We start from the raw sequence: 24399 nt of genomic DNA, 5'->3' as shown, positions 1-24399 counted from the left end.
GAAGACACAAGCGCCTGCCAACCAATTGCATGTTTACTAGGCCAGCGATGATCAAGAGAAATTGTACTTTTAAATATACATATTTAAGTAACATAGCGACAACGGAATTTTACATTGGTAGAAATCCATGCCACTATACCTAAAATATAGGTACTCCTTGCTTACTAATTAAACCATATTTAAGAATGAGATCAGGATGGGAGTCGCAAAAAATTATTTAGAAAATTGAATTAACTTTGGAATATTATGAAAATCCAATCGAATAATCACCAAACATTTTACAAGAGTATCAACCCAATAATCACACTCGGTGTATCCATATCCTATTGTAATGACCAATTAAAGACCAATTCTTAACTAAATATCACAAAAGACTAACCATTAAATAATGACCAATAAAATACAAATACTGACTTCCATAGTTATATTATCCCTTGCAATAGGTTGTGGCAATAAAAAACCTAAAAAAAGCAATGTCCAAACCTTTAATATTGATAAGCAACTTTCTTATTGTGCGCAACAAGCTACCAAGACCTTGACTCTTATACCCAAAGATGGCAAGAGCCTTCCAAGAAACATAGCCCCCGATAGCCAAGAATGGCGATTTATAAACTATAAGGATTGGACCAGTGGTTTTTGGCCGGGAACCCTGTGGTATCTCTATGAAAATACCAATGATCAAAAATGGAAGGAACAAGCCGACACATACAGTAGGTATCTCACCCCCCTTTCGGTTACTCCGGCATTGGATCATGATCTTGGTTTTCAGGTCTTCAACAGTTTTGGAAATGGATATAGACTAACTGGAAATCCTGAATACAAGGAAATTATACTTAAAACCGCGGATACCTTGGCTACTTTGTTCAATCCAAATGTAGGTACTATTCTCTCATGGCCACGAGAAGTTCCCAATATGGAATGGCCGCAGCACAATACCATTATGGATAACATGATTAACTTGGAACTTTTGTTCTGGGCTTCAAAAAATGGCGGTGACAAATCCTTATATGACATTGCAGTAAGTCATGCCGATAAAACCATGAAAAATCATTTTAGACCAGATTATACTTCCTATCATGTAGTGGTATACGACCGGGAAACAGGGGAAAAAATTAAAGGGGTTACCCATCAAGGATATGCCGACGATAGTATGTGGGCCCGCGGACAGGGTTGGGCTATTTATGGCTATACCATGGTGTACAGGGAAGTACGGGATGAGAAGTATCTGGACCTTGCCCAAAAGACCGCAAAGGCTTATCTGGACCGCCTACCTAATGACCTTATCCCTTATTGGGATTTTAATGCCCCCAACATTCCCAACGAACCAAGGGATGCCTCGGCAGCAGCCTTGGTCTCATCAGCGCTTTTGGAACTTTCTACCTTCACCAAAGATTCAGTTCTTGCCAAAAATTATTTGGACAAAGCCGAAAAAATGCTTGTAGAACTATCCAACACCTACCAAAGCCAAGATAAAAATTCAGCATTTTTACTGCATTCCACTGGCCATAAACCCAATGGCAGCGAAATTGACTATTCCATTAACTACGCAGATTACTATTACGTGGAAGCATTGCTAAGGTTAAAAAAGCTTAAGAACGGAATTCCTTTGACCGCATCCCTTGTAACCAAAACCAAATAAAAAAATTACAGTCCAATCCAATAATTATGAATAGAAAACCAATATATACCGCCTTTGCGGTAGCCATAGCAGCGATTCTTGTTGTGGGCTGTGCCCCAAAAAAAGACAAGACCCAAAAAAAACCAAACTTCCTCTTCGTATTGGTCGATGATCAATCTCCCTTCGATCTAAAGACGTATGACCCCAATTCCATTCTGGAAACCCCAACTATAAACGAATTGGCCAAACAAGGTGTTGTTTTTGAAAGTGCCCGCCACATGGGTGCAGCATTAGGTGCGGTATGTACACCATCTAGACATATGATCATGACCGGTAGAACCTTATGGCATTTGCCTAAAAGTTCGGGATATAAAGAAAGTGTGGCTCCCGATAGTTTAGACCAGCAATCTATAGCTGCAGTTTTTAATAGGGCCGGGTACAAAACCATGCGCACTTGTAAAAAAGGAAACTCCTATGCCGCAGCCAATAAGCAGTTTACTGTAGTACATGATGCCACCAAACGTGGAGGCACGGAAGAATCAGGAAGTGCTTGGCATGCAGAGCAAGTATTAAACTATCTAATTGATAGGGAGGAAACCCAGGAGAAAGACCCCTTTTTCATATACTTTGGTTTTTCGCATCCGCACGATACGCGCGACGGTACCCCCGAACTTCTGGAAAAATACGGAGCCACAAACCATACCGATCAAAATAGTCTTCCCCCTGCCAGCCCAAAACAGCCCCAATTACAGGAAAACTACCTAAATGCACATCCTTTCTTTCATGGCCACCCGGAACTCAGGGATGAGGAACGTGTAAGTGGTGTATGGAAAAACAGGGATGAACAAACAGTCCGCAACGAATTAGGTCGTGAATATGCCTGTTCCGAAAATATAGATATTCAATTGAATAAAGTGCTGGCTAAACTTGAGGCTTCAGGTGAGCTGGACAATACCTACATTATTTATACTTCAGACCATGGCATGTCTATTGGTCGCCATGGATTAATGGGAAAACAAAATTTATACGAGCACACATGGCGTGTACCCTTTATTGTTAAAGGCCCCGGATTGGAAGCTGGCAAACGCGTTAAAGGAAATATTTATCTTTTGGATGTGCTGCCCTCCTTATGTGAACTGGCCGGGATAGAGACCCCTGCTACAGTGGAAGGAAAAAGCTTTGTCCCAGTTCTAAAAGGCGAAAAAGAGGTGGTAAGAGAAGTAATGTACGGGGTATATGCAGGAGGTACCAAACCGGGCATGCGCACGGTGAAAAAAGGGGATTGGAAATTAATAAAGTATGATGTTATGGACGGGGCAGTCAGGGAAACCCAACTTTTTAACCTTGCTGAAAACCCAAACGAATATTTACCAGAGCATAATAAGTCTGAAGAAATGCAAACTAATCTGGCAAATAATCCCAAATACAATGATAAATTAAAGGAAATGGAGGCACTACTGCTAGAACAAATGGTGGCCCATGATGATCCCTATAGACTGTGGGATCAAAAATCCAATTAGTAATTTACCTTTAAGAGGAGTGTAGGCGTGCTATTAATTTCAGAATACTTCGGAAATAAAGCCCCTAATATTGAAGTTTTATGAAACAAACCAGCCTATCACTTTTGTTAGTTATGTTGCTTTCAGTGGCCTATCCCCAAACAGAAAAGAAGGTAGTCATTAACGATACTCTTCGGGCCATAGCATCATTGCTCCATAAAGATAATTTCAAAAACGGATTGGAGAATTGGAAGGTGGAGCAGATGCCCGGCGGTATGGTTACCAATACCAAAGGAAAACTGGAAATTACCGATGTGGCCGGTTGTACCATTTGGTTAAAAAAACAACTGGAAGGTCCCATTATGATCCAATATGATGCTTATGTAGTTGAAGAAGGTGGACCCCAAGATCGTGTTTCAGATCTTAATTGTTTTTGGATGGCCAAGGACCCTGAAAATCCTAATGATCTTTTTGGCAATTCAGAAAAGAGGGGAGGAAAATTTAGCAATTATGACAGTCTACGACTTTACTATATGGGAGTTGGCGGACATGACAATACCAAAACCCGCTTTAGAAGGTACCTAGGTAATGGTGATAGACCGTTGTTACCAAAGCATGATCTTTCGGAATCAAAATTTCTGATAAAGCCAAATAAAGTCACAAAGATCAAGATTATAGCGTATGACGGAATTATTCAATATTACCGCGATGGCCAATGCATTATTGATTTTTATGACCCTTCTCCATACACAAGCGGTTATTTTGGTTTTAGGACGGTAAATAACCATATGACCATTGATAATTTTAAAGTCTTCCGTTTGGAATAAAAAAATAAGCCCTGCTACCAAATTACATAAAATCCCTATCCCCTAGAGCGTATTTCCCGCTTCATAAAAACTATGTAGGAAAGCAGAAAACAAAGCAGCGTAAGCGACAATAATCCCGTAAACTGTGGCCAAACCAACATAATGCTCTGTCCCAATGGCAGGGAACTTGGGATGGCCCCTTGCAATTGCTCCATGCTGAGTGGTCCCAAACTACGTATGGAAGGTACCAAAATGGCGGAGGTAATTCCATCAAACAACTCATTTGGCATGATCTGTCCCAGATAGAACTTCAGTTTTTCATAGAAGTAAATGGCTTTGGGGGAGGCGAATTTTGATGGTTCATATGCCTTTATGATCATGTTGGCAATCAAAGGATAAAAAATGGTACAGAACAACCATACCGCTATCCCCAACAAAGCGGAAGTGGCAGATTGTTTAAATCGGACCGAAAACAGAATAGAAAGGTTCAACCAAAAGGACACATAGACTATACTAAGTACGGTATATACCATTATCCGCATAAATTCTTCCGCAGTGGGTGGTATTCCCAGGGCTATCAGCCCCGAGCCCAAAACCAGAAAACTCAATGTAAAAAACATCACGCTGATTACAACTATACCTGCCAAAAATTTGGCATTAAGTATGCTATCCCTGGGAACGGGTTGCGCCATTACCCTACTCAAAGTTCCCCTTTGTTGTTCCGAACTAATGGCATCGAACCCCAAACTTATTCCGAATAAGGGGCCGAGGAATCCCACAAATCCAAAAAAAGGCGGCAGGGTACCATTGGATTTTGTAAATAAGTTCAAGAAAAAAAAGCTATTTCCTGAACTATCTGCCGCAATGGCCTTCATGCCATCGGCCATAGTAGAAAACAACGTTGCCATACAGGCCAGTGAAATAATGACAAATAAAATTATAAAACGCCAGTTCCTAAAATGGTCGGAAATTTCCTTTTGTACCATCGCCTTAAAGGGAGCCCAAGGAAAATTCCCTTTACTGGTTCCCGCATCGTCATCCCTAAATACCAAGGAGTGCAAGTTAGAGGTCCACTCGCGAAGTTTTAATTCGTTTAATTTTGATATCCCCACTCTTAAAACTTTATTTTTCATGTGTTTTTGTCTTCTTGAAAATATTGATAATAAATATCGTCCAAACCGTATTCCTTTTTACTAAGGAAATTAAGACCATATCCCGACTGTACTACTAGTCTGGACAATTCAGCAGAGACATCCCTATGGGACTCTACCATAAATTTTCTCTCCTTTAATTCTACATGTTCAACCTCGGGTATCGCTTTTATTTTGTGAACCAACTCCTTTAATGACAAGGAAGGTTTAACATCCTGTGCCACCGTGGATATTCCCCCTTCCAAGGTGAAGGCGTTTTTGGAAAACAACTGTTGGGCCAAGGAGCTAATTTTGCCTTCTGCCAGCATTTTACCTTTCACGAAAATCCCCACCCGATCACATACCTGTTGAATCTGGTGCAAATGATGGGAGGAGAACAAAACGGTTATTCCTTTTTTTCTGCTTAGGCGGACAATGAGCTGTAGAAACTTTTTTACCCCTTCCGGATCAAGGCCTAGAGTTGGCTCGTCCAATATAATTACCTCGGGGTTTTTTATGAGCACATCCGCCAAACCAAGGCGTTGACGCATTCCCCGGGAATAGCTGGCTACCTTACTATCCTTCACATCCTTCAACCCCACCTCTGCCAATATCTCCAAAGCCGTCTTCTTGGCCTCTTCCTCTGGGATGTTGTTTAAACGGGCAACGTATATAAGATTCTGCAATCCTGTATAATCGTTGTAAAAACCCACATCTTCCGGTAGATATCCTACTTTTCTTTTCACCTCCAGCGGGTACCTGCTACTGTCTATTCCACATACCTTTACGCTCCCCGAATCCACCTCGGTCAGTCCAAGAATCATAAGAATTGTTGTTGATTTCCCCGCCCCGTTAGGTCCTAAGAGACCAAATATTTCGCCCTTTTCTATAGTGAGGTTTAATTTGTTAACCGCTATATGCTCGCCGTATTTTTTGGTCAATCCCTTTATATCTATACTATTTTCCGCCATTACCTTCTACCGTATTTTCTAAACAGATAATAAATTCCCCCCAAGGTCCCTAAGATGATAAAGATCCCGAGCCAACCCCATAATAAAGGTGTCTTTACCATAATCCTAAAAGAAGCGGTTGAAGTGGCCTCTGGGGTCTTGGCCGTAATCTTGGGCAGGTAATCCCCGGGAATGGCCTTATCGGCCGATTTAATGGTAGCCTGTATCTTTGTACTGCCCCCGGCCTGAATAACCGGAATGGTATCCGGTTCAATTGAAATTTCCCAATCCTTGGGTTTTGAAGCGCTAAAGCTAACATTTCTCAATTCGCTGGTTCCAGTATTTCTTAGCAGCAAATCCAATTGCTTTTCCCTTCCCGAAGTAACACTGGTACTCAACAATCCCGTTGGGGTGGTAAGCTCCATATCATAGGACCCTTTAATGACCACCTCCAATTCCAAATCGGCTGTACTATACTTGTTGGTTGCCTTTACAGGTATTTTAAACGATCCGGATCTTACTTGTGGGGAAGGCTGTACGTCTACCGTAATATTGGTGGTTTTACCCGCTTCTATCTCTACCGCAGTGGCCTGCCTACCATTGGGCTTAAACGCTACGTTCCAACCCCGTGGTGGTATTGCCAACAAAGAATATAACTGCTTTTCACTTGTATGATTCTTTAATTTTGTGGAAAAGTTGAAGTTGGATTTGGAATGCCCTTCCATATTGATCTGATCCGAGCTAAACTCTGTCTTAAAGGTACCCTCTTCCGAAACGTTGACCACTATGGGCAGCACATCGTAATTCTTGGCAACAAGCCTAATATTATATTTCCCCTTATCTACCTTCAAAGGTACATTTAAGGTCAAGGATACCGTTTTTTTCTCCCCAGGCAAAACAGCTATCCGCTTAATGGAATAACCTCCGGCCTTTAAGATAGAATTCCAATCGTGGGGTAGCCCGGAAAGGCCAATTTCTACATCCTTCAATTGACTCCCATAGTTTTTAACCTCAATGGTATAGTCAATGGATTCTCCAGGGGGTACCGTAATGTCAGTATAAGGTGTATAGAGTATTATGCCATTTCCAGCCTTGGCAGCCGGGCTATAAAAGACTAATAAGGCAAACAAAAAGAATACGCTTTTTAAGTAAAGTTTATTGGATTTCATAAAAAATGGTTTATAATTTATAAAAGGTTACACGTTTGGGCCGAGCTAACGGCTGGTCTAATTTATTATTCATTCAAGTCAATTTGGAACTATTCATCGTTTACTAAAAGCCCTTATAATCATCATCAATTGCTCTTGTAGCGCCTTTTGGGGGCCATAGGTTTTGGTCAGTTTTTCAATTTGTAAATCCATATACGATACATCTATAATTATTTGGTTAGACAATAATTTAGCCTCTCAATGCGGGCGTGGACACCCTATAAGTGCCAAGCCTGAAAATTTTCCGTTAATGCCTTATTGATGAGGTGATTGTATTAAAAATCCTTGATGGTTCCGAATACTTCATGGCAGCTCCTGTACGGTACTGTTCAACAAGATGGATCTGTAGGCAATCGTTTTGAAAGCGAACGGAATCTATACGCCTGTACTTTTTGTGGGGCAAACTAATTTGAAAATCCATATCCTTGTTATGGACACCCTGTGAAATGGAACCGTTAGTATACCCGAACAGACCTGTAGATCGCTTTATTTTTAAGTGTAGAATGCCATTCTGTATCCTTACGGAATGATTGCCCTTTTTAAGAAAATTCGCCGAAATCAGGATATGGACCCCGGCATTATCCACTTTCATTTGGAATTTCCTGAATTTCAACGTGGGAAGGGAACTTAGTCTTTGGTGATCGTTTTTTTTCTTAGTTGTCTTTAATACTTCCATAACTATTTTTTTAAATTATACTTTACGGTTAGTAAGTAATCGTCTAAAGAAACAGAACGAAAAAATGATTGCTTTTTGCGCTAAAAGGAATTCCCAACACAGCCTATATTGGCTATTGGGTTAGCGGAGCATTCACTCCTATATGCTAGGGCCATTATGCCCTCATCTGTAAAACTTGAATTCAAAAAGCTCATTCCCCAAAGAAAAAATAGGGAGTAGATATTGGAACAACCTTCCCGAGGTGGGAGGTTGCAAAAGATGCCCACTTTTTGTGCCATTTGACAATAGATTCTTGGTTGTTCTTTCAATTGACCAAACTGAAAACGTGGGCGAAAAATCGTTCTCTCGTTTAATAAATTGCATGATATCGCTATTTCAAATTTTGAATAAAAATAAAAATTCAAAGAAAATACTAAAAGTTAAAAAATGTGAAAATGTAGACTTCTTTCCCTCTTCAATCCTTCCGGAGTACTCAGGACAGGAATTAAATAACATTTTTCAAAGAATATGGCCATAGGAATTCATTGCAAAACTGAGTAGGGGGTTCTTGGGCAAGCTTTCTTTTACAACCAAAAAGGACTCATAGAAGTAATTCTACAAGTCCATTTGTCTTTCTAATTTACAAGTTTTAGGGTTTCTCTCTCCTTTGAAAAACTATTTTCAGGGGCCGATTTAGGAAGAGTTTCTTGAAAAGTCTCGAGTTTTCCCAATAATTCCTTAAGTTTTTCAGGATTTTCAGCGGACAAGTCCTTCTGTTCTGCCCAATCCGAAGCAATATTGTATAGTTCGGCCCTTTCTAATTTATCGTTGGTCAAAAGTTTCCAATTGCCCTCTTGTACAGCGGCACTAGGCCAAAAATCTGGTCTGTCATTGGAAAAACGCCAATCCCAATAGATGGGCTTTTGCCGGTTAAAAGCGTTGCCCATAATAGCAGATACAATACTCTCACCATCTGGTTGGTAATTCTCAGGATAGCTTGCCCCTGCCAGGTCCAAAAATGTCGGCAGCAAATCTACGGTGGCCAGTTCGGTAGTATTATCTATCCTACCAGCAGGCACTACACTCGGCCAGCGCACCAAAAACGGTATGCGCACACCGCCTGCAAAAAGGGAACGCTTACGACCTTTTAGTCCACCAGTTTCCCCTACCGAATAATAGGTTCCCAAACCTGGTCCGGTAGAATTATCCTCTGTTATTTTATTTTTACCTGTTATTTCGGGCCCATTATCAGATGAGAAGACAACTAGCGTATTTTCATCTATTCCCAAAGTTTTTAGCGTGGTAAACAATTCCCCAATGCGGGCATCATATTCGGCCACAACAGCGGCATAAACCTGTTCCTGTTCGCCCAAATGCGCAAATTGTTGCATGTACTCATCCTTGGGGTAATGCGGAGTATGCGTTGCATGGATCCAAGCATTTACAAAAAATGGCTTATCCTTATTGCGTTTCACAAAATCAATAGTTTTATATATAGTAGAATCCGCCTGCATTTGATGTAAGTTGCTTGGTAAATTAAATGCACCATACTCATCGTATCCATATTCCAAGGGAGAAGGTGCATCTTCAACATGGGTATTGGACAAATGCCATTTACCAAAATGGGCCGTAGAATATCCAACTTCCTTTAACATTTTGGGAAGTAAGGGAGCCTGAGGATTCAACCAATCCGGCATATTTCTTTGAATATGTGATTCTACAGAAGCAAAATGCCCGTGCACACTTTGTCGTGCAGGGTATTGCCCTGTCATTACCCCAACCCTACTTGGTGAACAAACAGGATTAACCACAGAGAAGTTCTGAAAATCGATCCCCTCGGCAGCCATTTTATCCAGGTTGGGAGTTTTACAAAAAGTGCTTCCGTGAATTCCCAAATCGCCATACCCCCAATCATCTGCGAAAATGAATATGATATTTGGTTTAGTTTCTTCTGCAGCTATTGGTTTCTTTTTAGCTTCTTGTTTACCACCACATGACAGGATTAGCAGGGAGCTAAAGGACAAGATTATAGATCTTATTTTCATCTTTTAAATTAAATTTTAAGGTCTGTGTTTTAAAATCAGAAACTGCCGTCGATCCTTGAGGACAGCAAAACCGTTCCATACGCAAACCTAAAGACAAACCTTAAAATGGTATTTCTCAGTTCGCCCTTTCTATTGCTCATTTCGATCAAGAAGGAGGAAATTTAATTCTGGCTGCATTTCGTTTAAATTAGATCTACGATTTGATCCAATTGGGCAACTCCCAATTCTCTTTTACATAAGCCTGGGGTGTACCGGCTGTTGTTCTTCCGTCCTTTATGATGTTGCTTATCTTTTTGGTAAGTCTTTTTACTACATCGGGATGTTCAAAATAGAGGTTGGTAGTTTCGCTTGGATCTACTTCCATATTATAAAGTTCAAATACCGCTTCCCCTTCTTTGGGTTGAATAAATCTAGGTTCCAAGGACCCCCCTGAACCACGCAGCATGTTCAATTTCCATTTCCCATCGCGTATGGCAAAGTGGCCCGTTACTGAATGATGGATTACCGGCCCTCTAACTTTTTCATTGTAGGTCTCCCCTTTTAAGATCGGCAACAGGCTATAACTATCCTCACCAGCATTATCCGGCAGCTTTACTCCAATGATATCGGCAATAGTCGCCAGATAATCGGTCTGGCACACTGGGACATTTACCTTTTTCCCTGCCTTTATTGCATTGGGCCAACGCATTAAGAAAGGTACGCGATGACCACCTTCATAAATGTCGCGTTTGCCGCCCTTAAAATTCAAACTACTATAATGATTATAGTCATCCCGTTGCAGAACGTAATTGGTTTCCGCTCCATTATCCGAAGAAAAAATCACCAAAGTATTGTCTTCAATACCATTGGCTTTCAAGGCATCGAGTACTTGTCCAACCCTATAATCCGTTTCTTCCATAAAATCCCCATAATTACCACAGTTACTACGACCTTGGAAATCGGGGTGGGTACTATGTGGTAAATGTGGACTGGTCAATGGTAGGTATAAAAAGAAAGGCTTGCCATTTTTTGCCTCCTTGGAAGATTCATCAATATACTCCACTGCCTTATTGGCCAGCGTTTCAAGTACCAACTCATCATTGAAAGATGGTGCTGCCTCTACCCAGCCTTTACCTCCCTCTTTTTCATAAGGGGGCGTCATTCTGTAGGCTGCCGGGTTTATCCGGTTCCCGAAAGACCTTGGCTTATCATCATCTTTCTTTTTGGTCCATAAGACCGGAGGATCCAAAACCCTATCATTTTCCAAATAGGTAAGTATGCCGTAGTTCATGGATGCGGGAATCCCGAAAAAATAGTCGAACCCCTTCTCAATAGGACCATCGGTAAAGGGTTTGGACCAGTCTCGATCCTTGCCCAGACTTCCTTGAAACTCCATCTGTAGATGCCATTTCCCTACCATAGCGGTGTTATAGCCATTATCCCTTAGCAAGGAGGCAATGGTCATCCTATCCTTTTCTATCAAACAGGGGCCATCCGCACCAAGAACCCCTTTTTTAAGAGATGTCCTCCAACTGTATCGCCCTGTTAACAAGGAGTATCTGGAGGGGCTGCAGACCGCATCACTACTATGACCATCCGTAAAAATAACTCCCTCATTGGCCAATTTGTCCATATTGGGGGTTCTAAATTTGGCCTCTGGATTCAAGGCTCCCACATCGCCATAACCCTGATCATCGGTGTAAATGATGATTATATTTGGTTTCTGTAAATTTTGCGCCCCAGTTGTTATTGAAAATAATAGCAATAAAACACTAAGGCCCTTTTTGAATAAATGCATAATCTCTATTAAATTAATTTTTATGATATCTATCTACCACGAATACCCTTACGAACTTCCTGCAATAATGCTCTAGACTCCGGGGATACTGAACCGTCCTCGTACATTTCTAGATTTATGGAAAGTGGATATCGATTTTTTTGCGCATGTTCTATTCTGCCAATAAGATCATCAAGGGTATGTTTTGGGCTGGCAATGGTAGTATTCTTATCTATGTGTCCCCATCTTTTTTCCAAAGTGAAACAGGTATGTGCCTGTAAGCCCTTATAATTTCCTTCTGGAAATACACCGTCCTCAAGTCCTGTAAATTGTTTTAGACCCTCTCCGGCATAATAATCCTGATATTCCGTAACCATGGGCAAAATCCAAGAATTATAGGAAATTATGCGTTGCTCATTATTAGTTTTGGCGGCCTTACTTATCTCCTTAAAATTGGCCGTGGAAATTCCTCCGAAACTACCATCAAAATGGGTGTCATAATAGCGCTGGGCCCCATCAAAAAACCAGCCGTTCAATTTTTTTCCATAACGATTACCCACCTCCGCCACGATGTTCTTTATGTTGCCGTATAATTCCGTTTTATCGGCCTTATAGCCCCCAGACGCCTCCATCCAAGTAGCGTCTATGGAATGGTAGCAATCATAACCGTAGTGATAATAGAATATCAATTTTATTCCTTTTGCATAAAGGCGATCTGCCATTTCGCCCAGAAGATCGCGTTTAGTGGTTCGTCCCTTTAATACCTTATCCAAGGATGCAATGGGTGCGGAAATATATTGTTGCCCCCATGTCATAGACCAGATGACATATGCCGCCCCGGATTCCTCCACCATATTCACAAATTCTTCTATATCAAAATCATTGACTTTATCTTCCCATGCCTTGATGGTATCCCCTTTTTCCGGTGTTGCCCTATTGGTCCACTGAAACATTAAGCCGTATCCTGCATCTTTGAACCAGTCCGCTTTTTGCCTCAATTTAAGGGCCTCTTCATCTGTTTTAACTGCAAAAGATAGGGCTGTCAATTCCAAGGCGGAAAGTTTAAATTTCTCGGCCGTATTAATTTCCAACTCCAAAGTGTTGATTCCTTTTTTTAATGATATGGTTCCCATGGTAATTTGGGACCAGTCCTTTTCATTACTATTAAACTGATGACTTTTTCCATTGCATGATAATGTCCCCTGTATATTGGCACCTAAGATCCTAGCAACCACTTCATAATTCCCCACTATGGTCGATTCCAATTGCCATTTCATATTATATGGCCCTGGTGCTTCGGACTCTATCCATTGGAACATATAATTTAAAACCGTTGTCTTAAAATTGGAGCCAGTTTCCGCCAAACCCCCGGAAAGCACATTAATCTCCTTATTACTGATGACTATAGGTTCAATGGCCTTTTTTGTACTATTACTACCCGTCTCAGCGTAGGGGTCGGGAGCCTCCTGGGCATTCACTGATATGGTAATTAGAAATAGCAGCAGCATAAACCAGCCCCCTTTTAAACTATCCTTTCTTAAATTGCCCATATTATCATTATCTATTCAAAATTCAGCTGTTTTTCACTATAGCCCAGTACCCTATCCAACTATTATTGTGCCTTTTTTGCTGCCAAAAGCCAAATTCCATTCTATATTTATTCATCAGTGGGAATTTCATTATCCGTCCTAAAAGGATAGGCAGGTAAATCTGCACCATTAACTAAGTTTACCTCAGGTTTTCCGGCAAAGGCATATCGCACAAAGAGCGGCTTCTTTATTTTATCATTGGACAACACTACCGTTTCTCCTTCCAATTCAGTTTCTGCCACCTCCCATTGCATGGACCCATCAGCAATCCAGAATCCCGTAGGTGCTTTTCCATCGATAGTTTTTAATCCATGGGCATTCTTAAAATAAACTACAAGGGCATTGTTTTGTGCCTTTACTTCATCTAGAATGGGGCCTTCTGCAACAACATCCTTATTTAGGGTTTCTTTTTCTGCTTGCAGTGCCAACCTAACGCCAATAGGAAGTTTATCCTTGGGATGAACATTTTTTTCGTCCCCTAGATCAATGGTATTGACAACAGTGGTATAAGGAAGTTCCAATACCTTCATTTGCGACTCGCGCATCCATGCCCAGGACATGGCTGTTGGACTCGTAGGATCGATGTCCGGGTTATTGTTAGTGCCTTTTCCATAACCAGGAAGCATTACTATGGAGAAGTGCATCTTATTATTTTTCCATTCCTTTCTATAACGCTGGATCCAAGATTTAAGAACATCGCCATATTCGTGCATTCCTATAACCCTATGGTACCAATTGTCCTCTGTTACCTCTGGCACGCCAGAAAAGTATCGCGTATTACGTTCCCCTTGGTACCAAACCAAGCCTCTACTAGCATAAGGCGCTATAGGCTTCATCATAGCATTATAAAGAATATTGGGTTGCCTCCGCATAAAAATATCCTCTTTGGTAGACCATCCTTCGTCACCGGAAAGGGCAGAATTAATTCTATTTCGGGTTACCGTATCGGCGTCTAAATCCTCTATAATAGCTTTAAAATATGGGAACTCATTGCTCATGTCTCGCGGCATCCAGGCTTCTAGGGAAGAACTTCCCCAGGAGGCATGTATTATTCCAATAGGAATATCAACGGACTTCTCAAGGAAGTATGCAAAACCAAAAGCAACCGCACTGCTTGGGGGTACATCTGCCCATTTTCCGCTAACATTGTCTTCTTCCTTAAAGGAAACCGTTCTCTTCACCTCAAAACTTCTAATATTTTTTGAAGAAGCCAACAGTGCTTTTGTTTCAGGAACATTGTCTACCGAAAATTGCATGTTGGACTGTCCTGAACATATCCAAACTTCACCCACTACCACATTGGACAAGACTATTTCCGTTTTTCCGCTGATAGTCATTTCCCTAGGTATTTTCGAAGCCTGCATGGGCTCTAATTCAACCATCCATTTACCATCTTTCCCTGCTTTTGTTGAGGTGGTCTGGCCAGCAAATTTTACCGTTATTCTTTCCTTGGGCGCTGCAACTCCCCAAACAGGAACTTCCATGCCACGTTGCAATACCATATTATCGCAGAATAAATTGGATGGTTTTAACTCCTGGGAATGTGCAACTGATATATAAAATAATAGAAAAACAAGTTGTACTAAAATGAATGGCTTTTTCGTCATTCTTCAAAATTATAAGTTTTATTCCATACTTTCCTCAGGAGTCAGTCGTATTTCTTTGAGACTTGCATCTTTCCTATTTCCATCTACCAAAGAAACGGTTATGGTATGCTCTCCCGGCCTTTCAAATTTTAGAAGTCCCATTTCATAATAATTGTAAACCTCTGATGAGTTCTGTTGGTTCTGAACAACGTTTCCTTCATCCGAAGTAATGTTCCATACCAAGCGGCCAGATCCCGCATAATTGAGTTCCGTTTGATAGTAACCGGGTTCTTTCACCACTACCTTCCAAGTCACTTTACCCTTATCTGTCCAATCTTGGGCCTGTTCAATATGCTTCCACTCCCCAAATTTTTCCATCCACCTTTTTTCTGAGATGGCAACACCTTCCGCTGTGGCGAAATCCACAGGAAGTACCGTAGCAAAAATGGGGTCTAGACTGGAGCTGGTGTCTACCTCCGGACGGCCATCTAGCTCAACCTCTATAATGGAAATCAAGTTTTCTGGACGTTTGGCCGGAAGAATTAATTCGGCCCAATTCCCGTCCCTGCTGGTCTCCAATTTTAGCTGTTCTCCGTTTACCCAAAGCTTTGCGGAAGTTATATTATTCTTTAGGCCTGGAAGCCACAATTTACCATCCAATGGCCATTCATAAACGCAGAGGTTCAACTTGCCATCTGAGGCTATGGTAGCATCTCCCCAGGGCAACTTTCGTCCCCAAGGTGAAGGCCCAGTCTTATAAATTACCTGCGGGTATCTACTGATCCACTCTCCAGAAGCCCTTAACGATTCCTGCGCCTCTATCGGAATACTGCCATCGGGTGCGGGCCCAACATTCAACATATAGGTGCCCCCGCGAGCCACTGTAGAAATTATACTCTTCAATATGCGTTTAGGGCTCTTCCAATTCTGATCGTACCAAGCATAACCCCAAGAGTCGTTGGTAACATCTACCGTTTCCCATAGGCCCCCAATATTTTTTACGGGAATATTCATATCGCCCAAAGATTTATAATCTCCCAATCCGTGGCCTGCCCTACCAGAAATCATAGCATTGGGTTGATGCTTGCGGACTACATCTACCAATTCCGCTACATATTTCTTCTCCATATTCCCGGGAGTATCAAACCAGACCATGGCAATATCCCCATATTCCGTAACTATTTCCTTTACTTGGGGAAGACATTTTTTCTTAAAGTAATAATCGAAACCTACTTCTTTGCCTTTCTCATTGACCTTGGGCCCTCCATTGCCCCCCGGAAAAGTCCAGTCCTGATTGTGCGAATAGTAAAAGCCGAATCCAAGGCCCAGTTCTTTACAAGCCTTTGACAGTTCTTTCATAGGATCTCTGGCAAAGGGAGTGGCCTTTACAATATTGAAATCATTACTTTTGGAATTATACATGGCAAAACCGTCATGGTGCTTGCTGGTAACAACAACATATTTCATCCCTGCATCCTTGGCCAATTGGGCAATTGCCTTCGCATCAAAATTTACCGGGTTGAAGTTTTTTGCCTCTGCCATATATTCATCTACCGGAATATTGGCCCTTCTAGGATTCATGATCCACTCACTAATGCCGTAATAGGTACTATCCTTCCATTTGTTGGCAATGTTGGAGTAAATACCCCAATGGATGAACATGGCGTAATTGCCATCATCAAATAGTGCTGTCCTGGAGGCGGGGGCATCCGCTCCCAAAGTGTTTTGTTCGCCCCACATTTCGTCCATTGACTTTCCATTTTGCTTTTCTTGTCCCAAAATAGTACCAACTTGCAGTACAAGTGCCATCAATAGCAATATGGATTGCCTCTTCCCAATTTTTAAATTCATTGTTTGCTTGTATTTATAGATTTATAATTTTTTAAATGACGAAGTTATTAGGGGCTATTTTTCTCGACCATTCTCATGGGCGAACTATACATATAACCTTCCGGATCAATAATATTAACAAAATAGGCCTGTGAATTTTCAGGCAATGTTGCTGATATTCTTTTTTTAGAATGGGTCAAACGAGTAGTGGCTTGCTGCCATTTGTAATTATCCCTACCCCAATCTGCCGTATCTGTGGTATAATACAAAAAAGCTTTTGTTGCTTTTCCATCGTAGCCATATACCAATTTGTTCTTTCTCCTTAACTTCTTGAACTTAGACAATAATGGGCGCTTACCCTTATTTACAACATAATCTGCAAAAGCGTAAATTTCTTCCGGTTCCCAACCTGGGCTATGCCCGTGTTTCATATTATGTTCAATATAGAGGTACTTTTCGTTTTTGGAAGCTTGATACGTTTTTGTGAAGCTGTTCATAGTGAAATGAAAATCATTGGTGCCGTTCACAAACAAAGTAGTTTGTTCTTGCAAGGGGATGTACAACGAAGGTTCCCAATTTTGAAGGTAGAACTGCCGTTGTTCCTTGTTCAAAAGGGTTAGGAGGCGACTATAATGGGGAGTTTCATTCAAAAATCCACAACCATATACCGGGATTGCAAAGGCATAACGATCATCAATGCCCGTAATCACATTTGTAAGAATGCCTCCCCAAGAAATTCCGCTAATACCTATGTTCTCAACATCCACTTCCGGAAAACTTTTAAGCAAACTGGTGGCTAGCATTACATCTGCAACGGCGTGATAAAACCATTGGTCCTGCAGTCTTTTAGTAACAACATCCTCAAAAAATCCTATTCTTCGCGGCCCAGAATATTCATGGCCCGGCCATAATTTTTCCCCACTACTTTGTTCAACTCTTTCTCCAGGAACCTGGCCTTCCAGGGCTATTGCAATGGCAATATATCCCCTATCTGTCCATTCCTTGACCCATTCCGGAAAAGCGGTGCCGCCACCACCATGAACCAAAACCAAAGCAGGCCTTTTCTCCCCTTTTATTAGTCCGTTAGGCACCCCATACCAGCAAAACACTTTTGTCTGTTTTCCGTTATAATCCAGTCCCTTAAAAAACAAGCCTTTTATATTTGAAAACTGTTGGTATGCTGCAAAATCATCGGTAAGGCTAAAATTTGGTGTATTTAACACTCCAGCTTTTACAAGTTCACTTTTTACCCAAAGTGGTCCATTTAGAGCATTGGATTGACCTTCCGCACTACTGCAAATGACCAAAAACAAAATAAGGAACGCCAAGACATACCTTTTTGTGGTAGTTTTATTCTGTATTGGGAGCAAATAATTTAAATATCGCATTATTGATTTAAAACCTTTTGATAACCATGACCTTATATATTTTGAGGTACGGTACTAAATAAGGTCAAATCTAATTATGGAATTGGGAGAAGGCCTTCTCTTTTCAACCAATCCTTTGCTTATTTCAACCAATCCGCTTTTATTGAAACCATAGGATAATGTTAAAACACAAAACAACCATTAAAAACCAAGTTATAGTTTATAATAATCGATGTGAATGATTTAAAGGGACATTAAATATAATTTGCCAAATAGGTAAGTAGACTATATGATTCCCTTTATACTTTTGCCTTTAATTTGTCTTGGTAAATTCGGAAGGAGAAACTCCGTGGAGTTTTTTAAAAGCTGTGGAGAAATAGGAATTGGATTCGATACCGATTTGATACATGACCTCGGCCACATTATAACCTTCATTATCGTTTAAGAGTTCTGCTGCCCTTTGCAATCTAAAATTTCTTAAATAGACATTTGGAGCCTGACCGGTAAGCTGTTTAAGGCGACGGTAAAAGTGGGAGGTACTAAGTCCAATTTCTTGGGCGAGCTCTTCGACCCCAAAATTGGAATTCGAAATATTTTTTTCCATTATGGCAATGGTATTGCTCAGAAATTCCTTGTCCCTGGTCGAAATACCGACGGCATTCTTGGGAAGCTTGCTATTCTTTGAAAAATATTCCTTTAAACGTTCTCTGGTCTCAATCAATTTTTCTATCCTAAGCTCAAGGTGTCTCAATGAAAATGGTTTGCCAATATATTCATCAGCGCCAAATTCGAGTCCCTTGATCATATCTTCGTTCTCGTTCAATGCCGTTAAGAGTAACACACGAATATGACTAAGATTAGGATCGGATTTTATTTTCTCGCACAATTCAAAACCGTCCATGCCGGGCATCATTACATCGCTAATGACCAGATCGGGTTCATTACTTCCAATTTTTTCGAGCCCTTCAATCCCATTGTTCGCTACTTCAATATTATATTTTTCAGACAAAGTACCCTTTAAAAAGGTCTGTACATCCACTTCGTTTTCCACCAACAAAATTGAATATTTCCTTTTAGTACTATTATCCGTTGACAAGGACATGTTTCCTTCAGTAATATTAGAGGACAGGGGGATCCAGTCATCCACAAAGGATTTTTTGGTAAAATCAATTTCGTCCCCCTTGTATTCATTCAGGGATTTGGAAGGTAGAACAACCGTAAAACGCGTTTCAACACCAGGTTTGCTCTTTACAGAAATCTTACCATCGAGTAGATTGACCAAAGATTTGCAAAATGACAGGCCTATCCCACCTCCACTTACCTTATCGGTCCTATTTCCCAATTGATAAAACCGTTCGAAGATATTTTCCAAATCTTCTTCAGGTATTCCCTTACCGCTGTCTACCACATCTATATAAATCAGTTTTTTCCCTGACCCGTATTCTATTCTTGATTCTATACCGATAGTGCCAAAGGCAGGTGTATTCTTAAAGGAGTTGGAAAGTAGATTGAATATAATACGTTCGGTCTTTTCTACATCGATTATGATCTCTTCGTCCGGTGAACTAATTTTATAAGTAAAATTGATGTCCTTTTCAATGGCATAATTTTCAAATGCCTCAATGGTGGGGTTAATAAAAGCACCTAAGGTCTCTTTCCTTAAGTTCAATTTCAGTCTCCCTTGTTCCGCTTGTTGAAACGTAATCAATTGGTCTGCCAAGCTTAAAAGCCTTTTGGTATTTTTCTGGATCAGTGCTAAATATTTGTTGTTTTCTGGATCTGTATTTCGAGTAAGCAACCGCTCCAAAGGGCCCGCAATCAATGTCAACGGTGTTCTAAATTCATGGGACATATTGGTAAAATACTGAAATTTGCCCTGATTGATGGTATGCACCCGTTCTTTGTCCAATTCTTCAAATTTCAACCGTTGTTTTAATTTCTCATGTTGTGAAAAATAGACGACTATTCCTATTCCTATACCCACGGTGAGCAATGTAAACAGCAAATAGCTCCACCATGTCTGGTACCAAGGGGGCAATATTTTAAGGTTCAAGGTCTTGGTCTCTGTACTCCAAATGCCGTCTCCATTGGCCGCCCTTACCTTGAACACATAACTGCTAGCGGGCAAGTTGGTATAGGTGACGGTGGTTTTGCCTTCGTTGACGGTTACCCAATCCCCATTAAAACCCTCCAATTTATAGGCTACTTTATTTTTGGAAGGAGTAGAAGTGTGCTCCACGGCTAGATCAAAAGCAATAAACTGTTCCTTTTGGCTTACGGCAATACTTGTTGTCTCAGAAATAGACCTCTCCAGGATTATCCTGTTATTCAGTTTTTCCCCAATTCTTACGCGCTGATTGTTTACCAGGAGGTCGGTAATCAAAACCTTTGGAGGTTGATCGTTAAGTTTAATATCCTCTGGCCTAAAAATAGTTAGCCCATTCAATCCGCCAAAATAAAAATACCCCGATTTACCCTTAAAAAAAGCCCCTTGCCTAAAGTTATTCTGGGCGAGACCATCGCGCACATCAAATACATCTATAGTACTGTCCTTTAAATGAAATCTCAATAATCCCATATCGGAACTTAACCATATAAAGTTATCCCCTTCCGGCAAAATACCATAGATGGCGTCGTCCGGTAACACATCATTTTTTCGGAAGAACTCTATTTCTGATGGCTTCCCAGTACTATCGATTGTCATTTTATTCAACCCACCACCAAAAGTACCTACCCAGATATTTCCTGAATTATCATCATATAGGGAGAAAACATTCTCATAGCTTAATCTTATTTTGTCATTCTTGTTGTCCGAGTACTTATGGTGAATCTTAATTTCCTTACCGTTATAACTTGCATTTATCAAGCCTTTTTTGGTGCCGATCCACAATGACCCATCTTTGGTCTTAATGAAGGTATGGCCAATTTCATTTTCTAAGGAAATAGTCGACCTAACCTCCAGCTCCGGGTATTTATTACTGTCAATTATTGCCCATGGATTTTGCACAATGGTAAGCTGGCTCCCTAACAGTAGAATTTCATTTTCATCTACCTGACAAATACTTCGAATTCCCTTATTGAAAATTTGAATTCCACTCTTTGCCAAGTTTACTTTTTTAAATTGATCTCTTGAGGGGTTATACACTACAATTGAATTGTCCGTGCCAAACCATAAATAACCTTTTTTGTCCTCATAAATGCTGCGAACAATATCCATATCGGAAATAGGAATTCTATTTTCCAAATTTTCAAACTTAAGCGAGTTTAAGGTTTCATCATTTACCGTAGTGGTACTTCTGAAAAGTGGGGTGTTGTAACCCGACAACCATAACCTTCCATTTCTGTCTTCGAGAATCGCCGTCAATAAATTATCTGTCAAGGACTGCCGCTCATAGGGATTGTTGGAGTAGCTTTTAAATTGTTTCTGGCTAAGGTCCAATTTATTTATTCCTCCTTGGGCCGTACCCACCCACAACACATTAAAATCGTCCTGAAAAAGAGCATTAATATTTTGGCTACTTATACCAAAAGTATTTCGGGGATCGTAGGCAAAGTGTTTAAAACTATCCTCATCTTCCACATATTTAAAGAGTCCGTTATCCGTTGTGCCGATCCACACACTGCCGGAATGGTCTTCAAAAATAACGTCTACCATAATGATGGCGCTTTTGGAATTTAATTTTTTATCCTTACCAAAATTGGTGATAATGTGTGCCTTTTCACCCTCAAAAGATGCCTTGTACAAGCCTTTTTCGGTACCGATCCAAAAAATATTATTTCTATTCACGAGACAGGAAACGGCCTCATTTTCCAAAGTCTTAAATTGGGTCAAACCCCTAATCTCCATATCACCGCCAGAAACACGGGTTCCAAGGGATAAATTCCATAAGCCCATAGCAGTAGCCAGTACTAAAGAATTTTTATCCCTAAACCTGAAATCGTTTAGGAAAGGAACTTGAGGATATGATTCAAGGATGTTATGAGAAACCTGGAAGACGCCATTCTGTATATCCGTAAGTTGGCACACATATAACTCATTTTCACCGGAAAACCAGATTTTGCCATCCGGTCCGGAACTAATCCTACTAATACTAAGCCTATGATTTAGGGGTACTGTTAGGAATTTTTCGAGTGATGGAATATAAACATTAAGGCCAAGGGTAGTTCCTATCCACAGTAACCCATCCTTATCCTTAAATAACTGTTTAACGTCGTTGCTAAGAATATTTCCGTTGCTCTCGGATTGGGTGGTATAGGTTTTAAATTCATAACCATCATACCTAATGAGTCCGTTTGGCGTACCAAACCATAGAAATCCGTACCGATCCTGTACTATGGAATTAATGGTATTCTGGTTAAAACCTTGCTGATTGGAAAACCTTTCAAACTTTTGGGAATACAGGGAGAATGGGGCCGTAAAGCTAAAAATTACGACTCCCCAAAAAAACAGTAACCCAACTTGCTTATAATTTCCTCTCATTCCTTTGGTCAAATCTTTGCAGAATACTGGCGTCCAATACGTTTTATCATAGGATATAAGCAAATATAAATGTGTTGGGTCATAAAGCCTAATTTATTCACAGGACCTATATTTCAAAAGGTACAGGCCCATTGCAATGCGATAGTAGAACGAACCCCGCCTTTTTGGCGGGGTTTCTAAATTACTACCATGAATTTACCATGGACATTAGTACATACCTTCTCCTTCAAATTCAAAGTTAAAGCAAGAAATTCTCAATCCCTTTTTTGCGCAAAAAGCCATTCAAAAATCCAGGAGTACAATAGACCTTATTCCTAAAAAGGAGGTTAAATTCTACGCTCTTCCTGTTGAATTAAAAAACGGATTCAACTTTCTATAGTTGAACCCGTTGAAACTACATTTACACAAAATTTTAGTTGCCGCTGATCAAGCTTAATACGGACTTTTTAGTTTCACCTTTTTTCCAAGATTATAGCTCATACCAACATTGAAATACCAACCATTAACCATGTTGAAATCATAAACCTCCTCGTTGTCATAGCCTTGAACTTCCATATGATTGTAAAGGGTATAGCCACCCTTTGCATTCAATTGAAAATTGCGCCAAAAATTGAAGTTATATTCCAATCCGCTTACCACACTGGTTTGTCGTAGAGTTCCCAAATAATCCTCCTTGTATATCTCTATATCATCATTAATATTGCCAGTAAATCCGTCCAAAGCAGTAAATGCTTCAAAACTACTGTTTTTGTTCCAGGTCCATTTTACTCGGCTATCTGGTACCCCCAGTTTATAAGCCCAGGAATCATTGATTCGTTTAGTGTATGAAACTGTGGGTATAGGAAAGTAAAGTCCGTACTGGGCATCATTAATGACTCCGAAACTCCACATGGATCCTTTTTCTTCGTTTAATTTGTCGAATATTAATGCGCCGTTAAAGAACAGGTCTTTTTCACTAAAGTCCATTTCATCAAAATTTGAGGAAATCTGGGATTGCGCCATGAGCGTTACACCCCAGTTATTCTTTAGAATACGGTTATACTGCAATTTCAGCGCAAAGGTATGAAAGCCCTCTATCTGATAGGTTTCAAACGGCACATCCCTATCCACATAAGTAAGGTTGGTGCTTTGGTATGAGGCTCCAACACTAAAACTCTCTTTGTCATTGCTGTTAATAACGGGAATGTCTACGCCTATTGTTGTCTTGGAAACATCGCCCACTTCTGAATTCGGCAAAAATTCATTATTAAAATAAATAGTATTGGCTTCCTGGGCATATATAAAACTGCCAAACATTAACAATAAAACAATCGAAAATCTTTTCATAAACAAATCTTGGATAACTAGATCATTGCACTTTGGGACTATCCCATTCCTGCAATTGCAAATATGTCCGCAAAAACGGCCGTTCCCAAACCAAATAGATTAGCATGGAATTTTGCTATATGAAAGAAGGATTTTAAGCTATGAACCACTAATTGGTAAAACCTTGGAAAATGAGAATTGTAGTGTTAATTGATAAAATGATATAGTGGAAGTATATAAAAGGAAGATAAATTCTAAAATAATGACATAATTATATATAAACTTCTGCCTACGATTTGTTCCACAAAAAAAGTCCTAGCTTTCACTAGGACTTTTTGTCACCACTTTGTGGTCCCACCTGGGTTAGCTCGCAGTGCTCGTGGACCAGTAATGCCCACTACTGCAAATAGAAAACCACTATTCGCTAACGCGAACCATTTTTTCATTTCCTGTCGAAACCTCGGGCAAGCCCAGCTTTCTTCCAAGAAATGAAAAACCCACGCTATAGGCGTGGGTTTTCTGCTTGATGTGGTCCCACCTGGGCTCGAACCAGGGACCACCTGATTATGAGAACC

General features: G+C 40.5%; 16 protein-coding genes. 4 read left to right on the top strand and 12 right to left on the bottom strand.

Annotated features, from left to right (window positions below):
• Positions 1–388: 388 nt before the first annotated feature.
• The 3 genes from KO529_RS18145 to KO529_RS18135 all read left to right on the top strand — a co-directional run bounded on the left by KO529_RS18145 (position 389) and on the right by KO529_RS18135 (position 3944).
• On the top strand, positions 389–1639 hold the full coding sequence (locus KO529_RS18145; RefSeq protein ID WP_215949287.1) for a glycoside hydrolase family 88 protein: 1251 nt from the start codon (positions 389–391) through the stop codon (positions 1637–1639).
• A gap of 26 nt (positions 1640–1665) precedes the next feature.
• Complete coding sequence (locus KO529_RS18140) at positions 1666–3138, top strand: sulfatase-like hydrolase/transferase (protein ID WP_215949286.1); 1473 nt, start codon at positions 1666–1668, stop codon at positions 3136–3138.
• An 80-nt stretch (positions 3139–3218) separates the two neighbouring features.
• On the top strand, positions 3219–3944 hold the full coding sequence (locus KO529_RS18135) for a DUF6250 domain-containing protein (RefSeq protein ID WP_215949285.1): 726 nt from the start codon (positions 3219–3221) through the stop codon (positions 3942–3944).
• Positions 3945–3979: 35 nt separating this feature from the next.
• Here KO529_RS18135 and KO529_RS18130 read toward each other — a convergent pair whose 3' ends face one another.
• The 4 genes from KO529_RS18130 to KO529_RS18115 form a co-directional block, all read right to left on the bottom strand.
• The gene (locus KO529_RS18130) at positions 3980–5056 is read right to left on the bottom strand and encodes an ABC transporter permease (protein ID WP_215949284.1); all 1077 of its coding nucleotides are present in this window, start codon (positions 5054–5056) and stop codon (positions 3980–3982) included.
• The gene (locus KO529_RS18125) at positions 5053–6024 is read right to left on the bottom strand and encodes an ABC transporter ATP-binding protein (RefSeq protein WP_215949283.1); all 972 of its coding nucleotides are present in this window, start codon (positions 6022–6024) and stop codon (positions 5053–5055) included. The genes KO529_RS18130 and KO529_RS18125 overlap by 4 nt, the downstream gene beginning before the upstream one ends.
• Entirely contained in the window at positions 6024–7172 is a 1149-nt protein-coding gene (locus KO529_RS18120; RefSeq protein WP_215949282.1) for a COG1470 family protein, read from the bottom strand. The genes KO529_RS18125 and KO529_RS18120 overlap by 1 nt, the downstream gene beginning before the upstream one ends.
• A gap of 286 nt (positions 7173–7458) precedes the next feature.
• Positions 7459–7887 (bottom strand): hypothetical protein, encoded by a 429-nt coding sequence (locus KO529_RS18115; protein ID WP_215949281.1) that lies wholly within the window; start codon positions 7885–7887, stop codon positions 7459–7461.
• A 175-nt stretch (positions 7888–8062) separates the two neighbouring features.
• Between KO529_RS18115 and KO529_RS18110 the strand changes: the two genes are divergently transcribed.
• Positions 8063–8404, top strand: a complete 342-nt coding sequence (locus tag KO529_RS18110) for a hypothetical protein (protein WP_215949280.1) — start codon at positions 8063–8065, stop codon at positions 8402–8404.
• Between the two features lie 97 nt (positions 8405–8501).
• Here KO529_RS18110 and KO529_RS18105 read toward each other — a convergent pair whose 3' ends face one another.
• The 8 genes from KO529_RS18105 to KO529_RS18070 form a co-directional block, all read right to left on the bottom strand.
• The gene (locus KO529_RS18105; protein WP_215949279.1) at positions 8502–9911 is read right to left on the bottom strand and encodes a sulfatase-like hydrolase/transferase; all 1410 of its coding nucleotides are present in this window, start codon (positions 9909–9911) and stop codon (positions 8502–8504) included.
• A 193-nt stretch (positions 9912–10104) separates the two neighbouring features.
• Entirely contained in the window at positions 10105–11688 is a 1584-nt protein-coding gene (locus KO529_RS18100) for a sulfatase family protein (RefSeq protein WP_215949278.1), read from the bottom strand.
• Between the two features lie 29 nt (positions 11689–11717).
• Positions 11718–13217 (bottom strand): alpha-L-fucosidase, encoded by a 1500-nt coding sequence (locus KO529_RS18095; protein ID WP_215949277.1) that lies wholly within the window; start codon positions 13215–13217, stop codon positions 11718–11720.
• A 107-nt stretch (positions 13218–13324) separates the two neighbouring features.
• The gene (locus KO529_RS18090; RefSeq protein WP_215949276.1) at positions 13325–14863 is read right to left on the bottom strand and encodes a sialate O-acetylesterase; all 1539 of its coding nucleotides are present in this window, start codon (positions 14861–14863) and stop codon (positions 13325–13327) included.
• An 18-nt stretch (positions 14864–14881) separates the two neighbouring features.
• A complete protein-coding gene (locus KO529_RS18085) occupies positions 14882–16693 on the bottom strand; it encodes an alpha-L-fucosidase (protein WP_215949275.1) in 1812 nt (603 codons plus the stop codon).
• Between the two features lie 47 nt (positions 16694–16740).
• Entirely contained in the window at positions 16741–18000 is a 1260-nt protein-coding gene (locus KO529_RS18080; protein ID WP_215949274.1) for an alpha/beta hydrolase family protein, read from the bottom strand.
• A gap of 352 nt (positions 18001–18352) precedes the next feature.
• Complete coding sequence (locus KO529_RS18075) at positions 18353–22519, bottom strand: hybrid sensor histidine kinase/response regulator transcription factor (RefSeq protein ID WP_215949273.1); 4167 nt, start codon at positions 22517–22519, stop codon at positions 18353–18355.
• 432 nt (positions 22520–22951) lie between these two features.
• Positions 22952–23845 carry a DUF6268 family outer membrane beta-barrel protein gene (locus KO529_RS18070; protein WP_215949272.1) on the bottom strand — a complete coding sequence of 298 codons (894 nt, stop codon included), beginning with the start codon at positions 23843–23845 and terminating at the stop codon, positions 22952–22954.
• Between the last annotated feature and the right edge of the window lie 554 nt (positions 23846–24399).

The sequence above is a fragment of the Arenibacter algicola genome, assembly GCF_018860365.1.
Classification (GTDB): domain Bacteria; phylum Bacteroidota; class Bacteroidia; order Flavobacteriales; family Flavobacteriaceae; genus Arenibacter; species Arenibacter algicola_B.
This window is presented reverse-complemented; position numbering and strand designations above follow the sequence as displayed.

Excerpts from the sequence above, each read along its gene's own strand:
- KO529_RS18085 (WP_215949275.1), bottom strand. The coding sequence starts at position 16,693 with ATGAATTTAAAAATTGGGAAGAGGCAATCCATATTGCTATTGATGGCA.
- KO529_RS18145 (WP_215949287.1), top strand. The coding sequence starts at position 389 with ATGACCAATAAAATACAAATACTGACTTCCATAGTTATATTATCCCTT.
- KO529_RS18125 (WP_215949283.1), bottom strand. The coding sequence starts at position 6,024 with ATGGCGGAAAATAGTATAGATATAAAGGGATTGACCAAAAAATACGGC.
- KO529_RS18135 (WP_215949285.1), top strand. The coding sequence starts at position 3,219 with ATGAAACAAACCAGCCTATCACTTTTGTTAGTTATGTTGCTTTCAGTG.
- KO529_RS18095 (WP_215949277.1), bottom strand. The coding sequence starts at position 13,217 with ATGGGCAATTTAAGAAAGGATAGTTTAAAAGGGGGCTGGTTTATGCTG.
- KO529_RS18115 (WP_215949281.1), bottom strand. The coding sequence starts at position 7,887 with ATGGAAGTATTAAAGACAACTAAGAAAAAAAACGATCACCAAAGACTA.
- KO529_RS18100 (WP_215949278.1), bottom strand. The coding sequence starts at position 11,688 with ATGCATTTATTCAAAAAGGGCCTTAGTGTTTTATTGCTATTATTTTCA.
- KO529_RS18120 (WP_215949282.1), bottom strand. The coding sequence starts at position 7,172 with ATGAAATCCAATAAACTTTACTTAAAAAGCGTATTCTTTTTGTTTGCC.
- KO529_RS18140 (WP_215949286.1), top strand. The coding sequence starts at position 1,666 with ATGAATAGAAAACCAATATATACCGCCTTTGCGGTAGCCATAGCAGCG.
- KO529_RS18090 (WP_215949276.1), bottom strand. The coding sequence starts at position 14,863 with ATGACGAAAAAGCCATTCATTTTAGTACAACTTGTTTTTCTATTATTT.
- KO529_RS18075 (WP_215949273.1), bottom strand. The coding sequence starts at position 22,519 with ATGAGAGGAAATTATAAGCAAGTTGGGTTACTGTTTTTTTGGGGAGTC.
- KO529_RS18070 (WP_215949272.1), bottom strand. The coding sequence starts at position 23,845 with ATGAAAAGATTTTCGATTGTTTTATTGTTAATGTTTGGCAGTTTTATA.
- KO529_RS18130 (WP_215949284.1), bottom strand. The coding sequence starts at position 5,056 with ATGAAAAATAAAGTTTTAAGAGTGGGGATATCAAAATTAAACGAATTA.
- KO529_RS18105 (WP_215949279.1), bottom strand. The coding sequence starts at position 9,911 with ATGAAAATAAGATCTATAATCTTGTCCTTTAGCTCCCTGCTAATCCTG.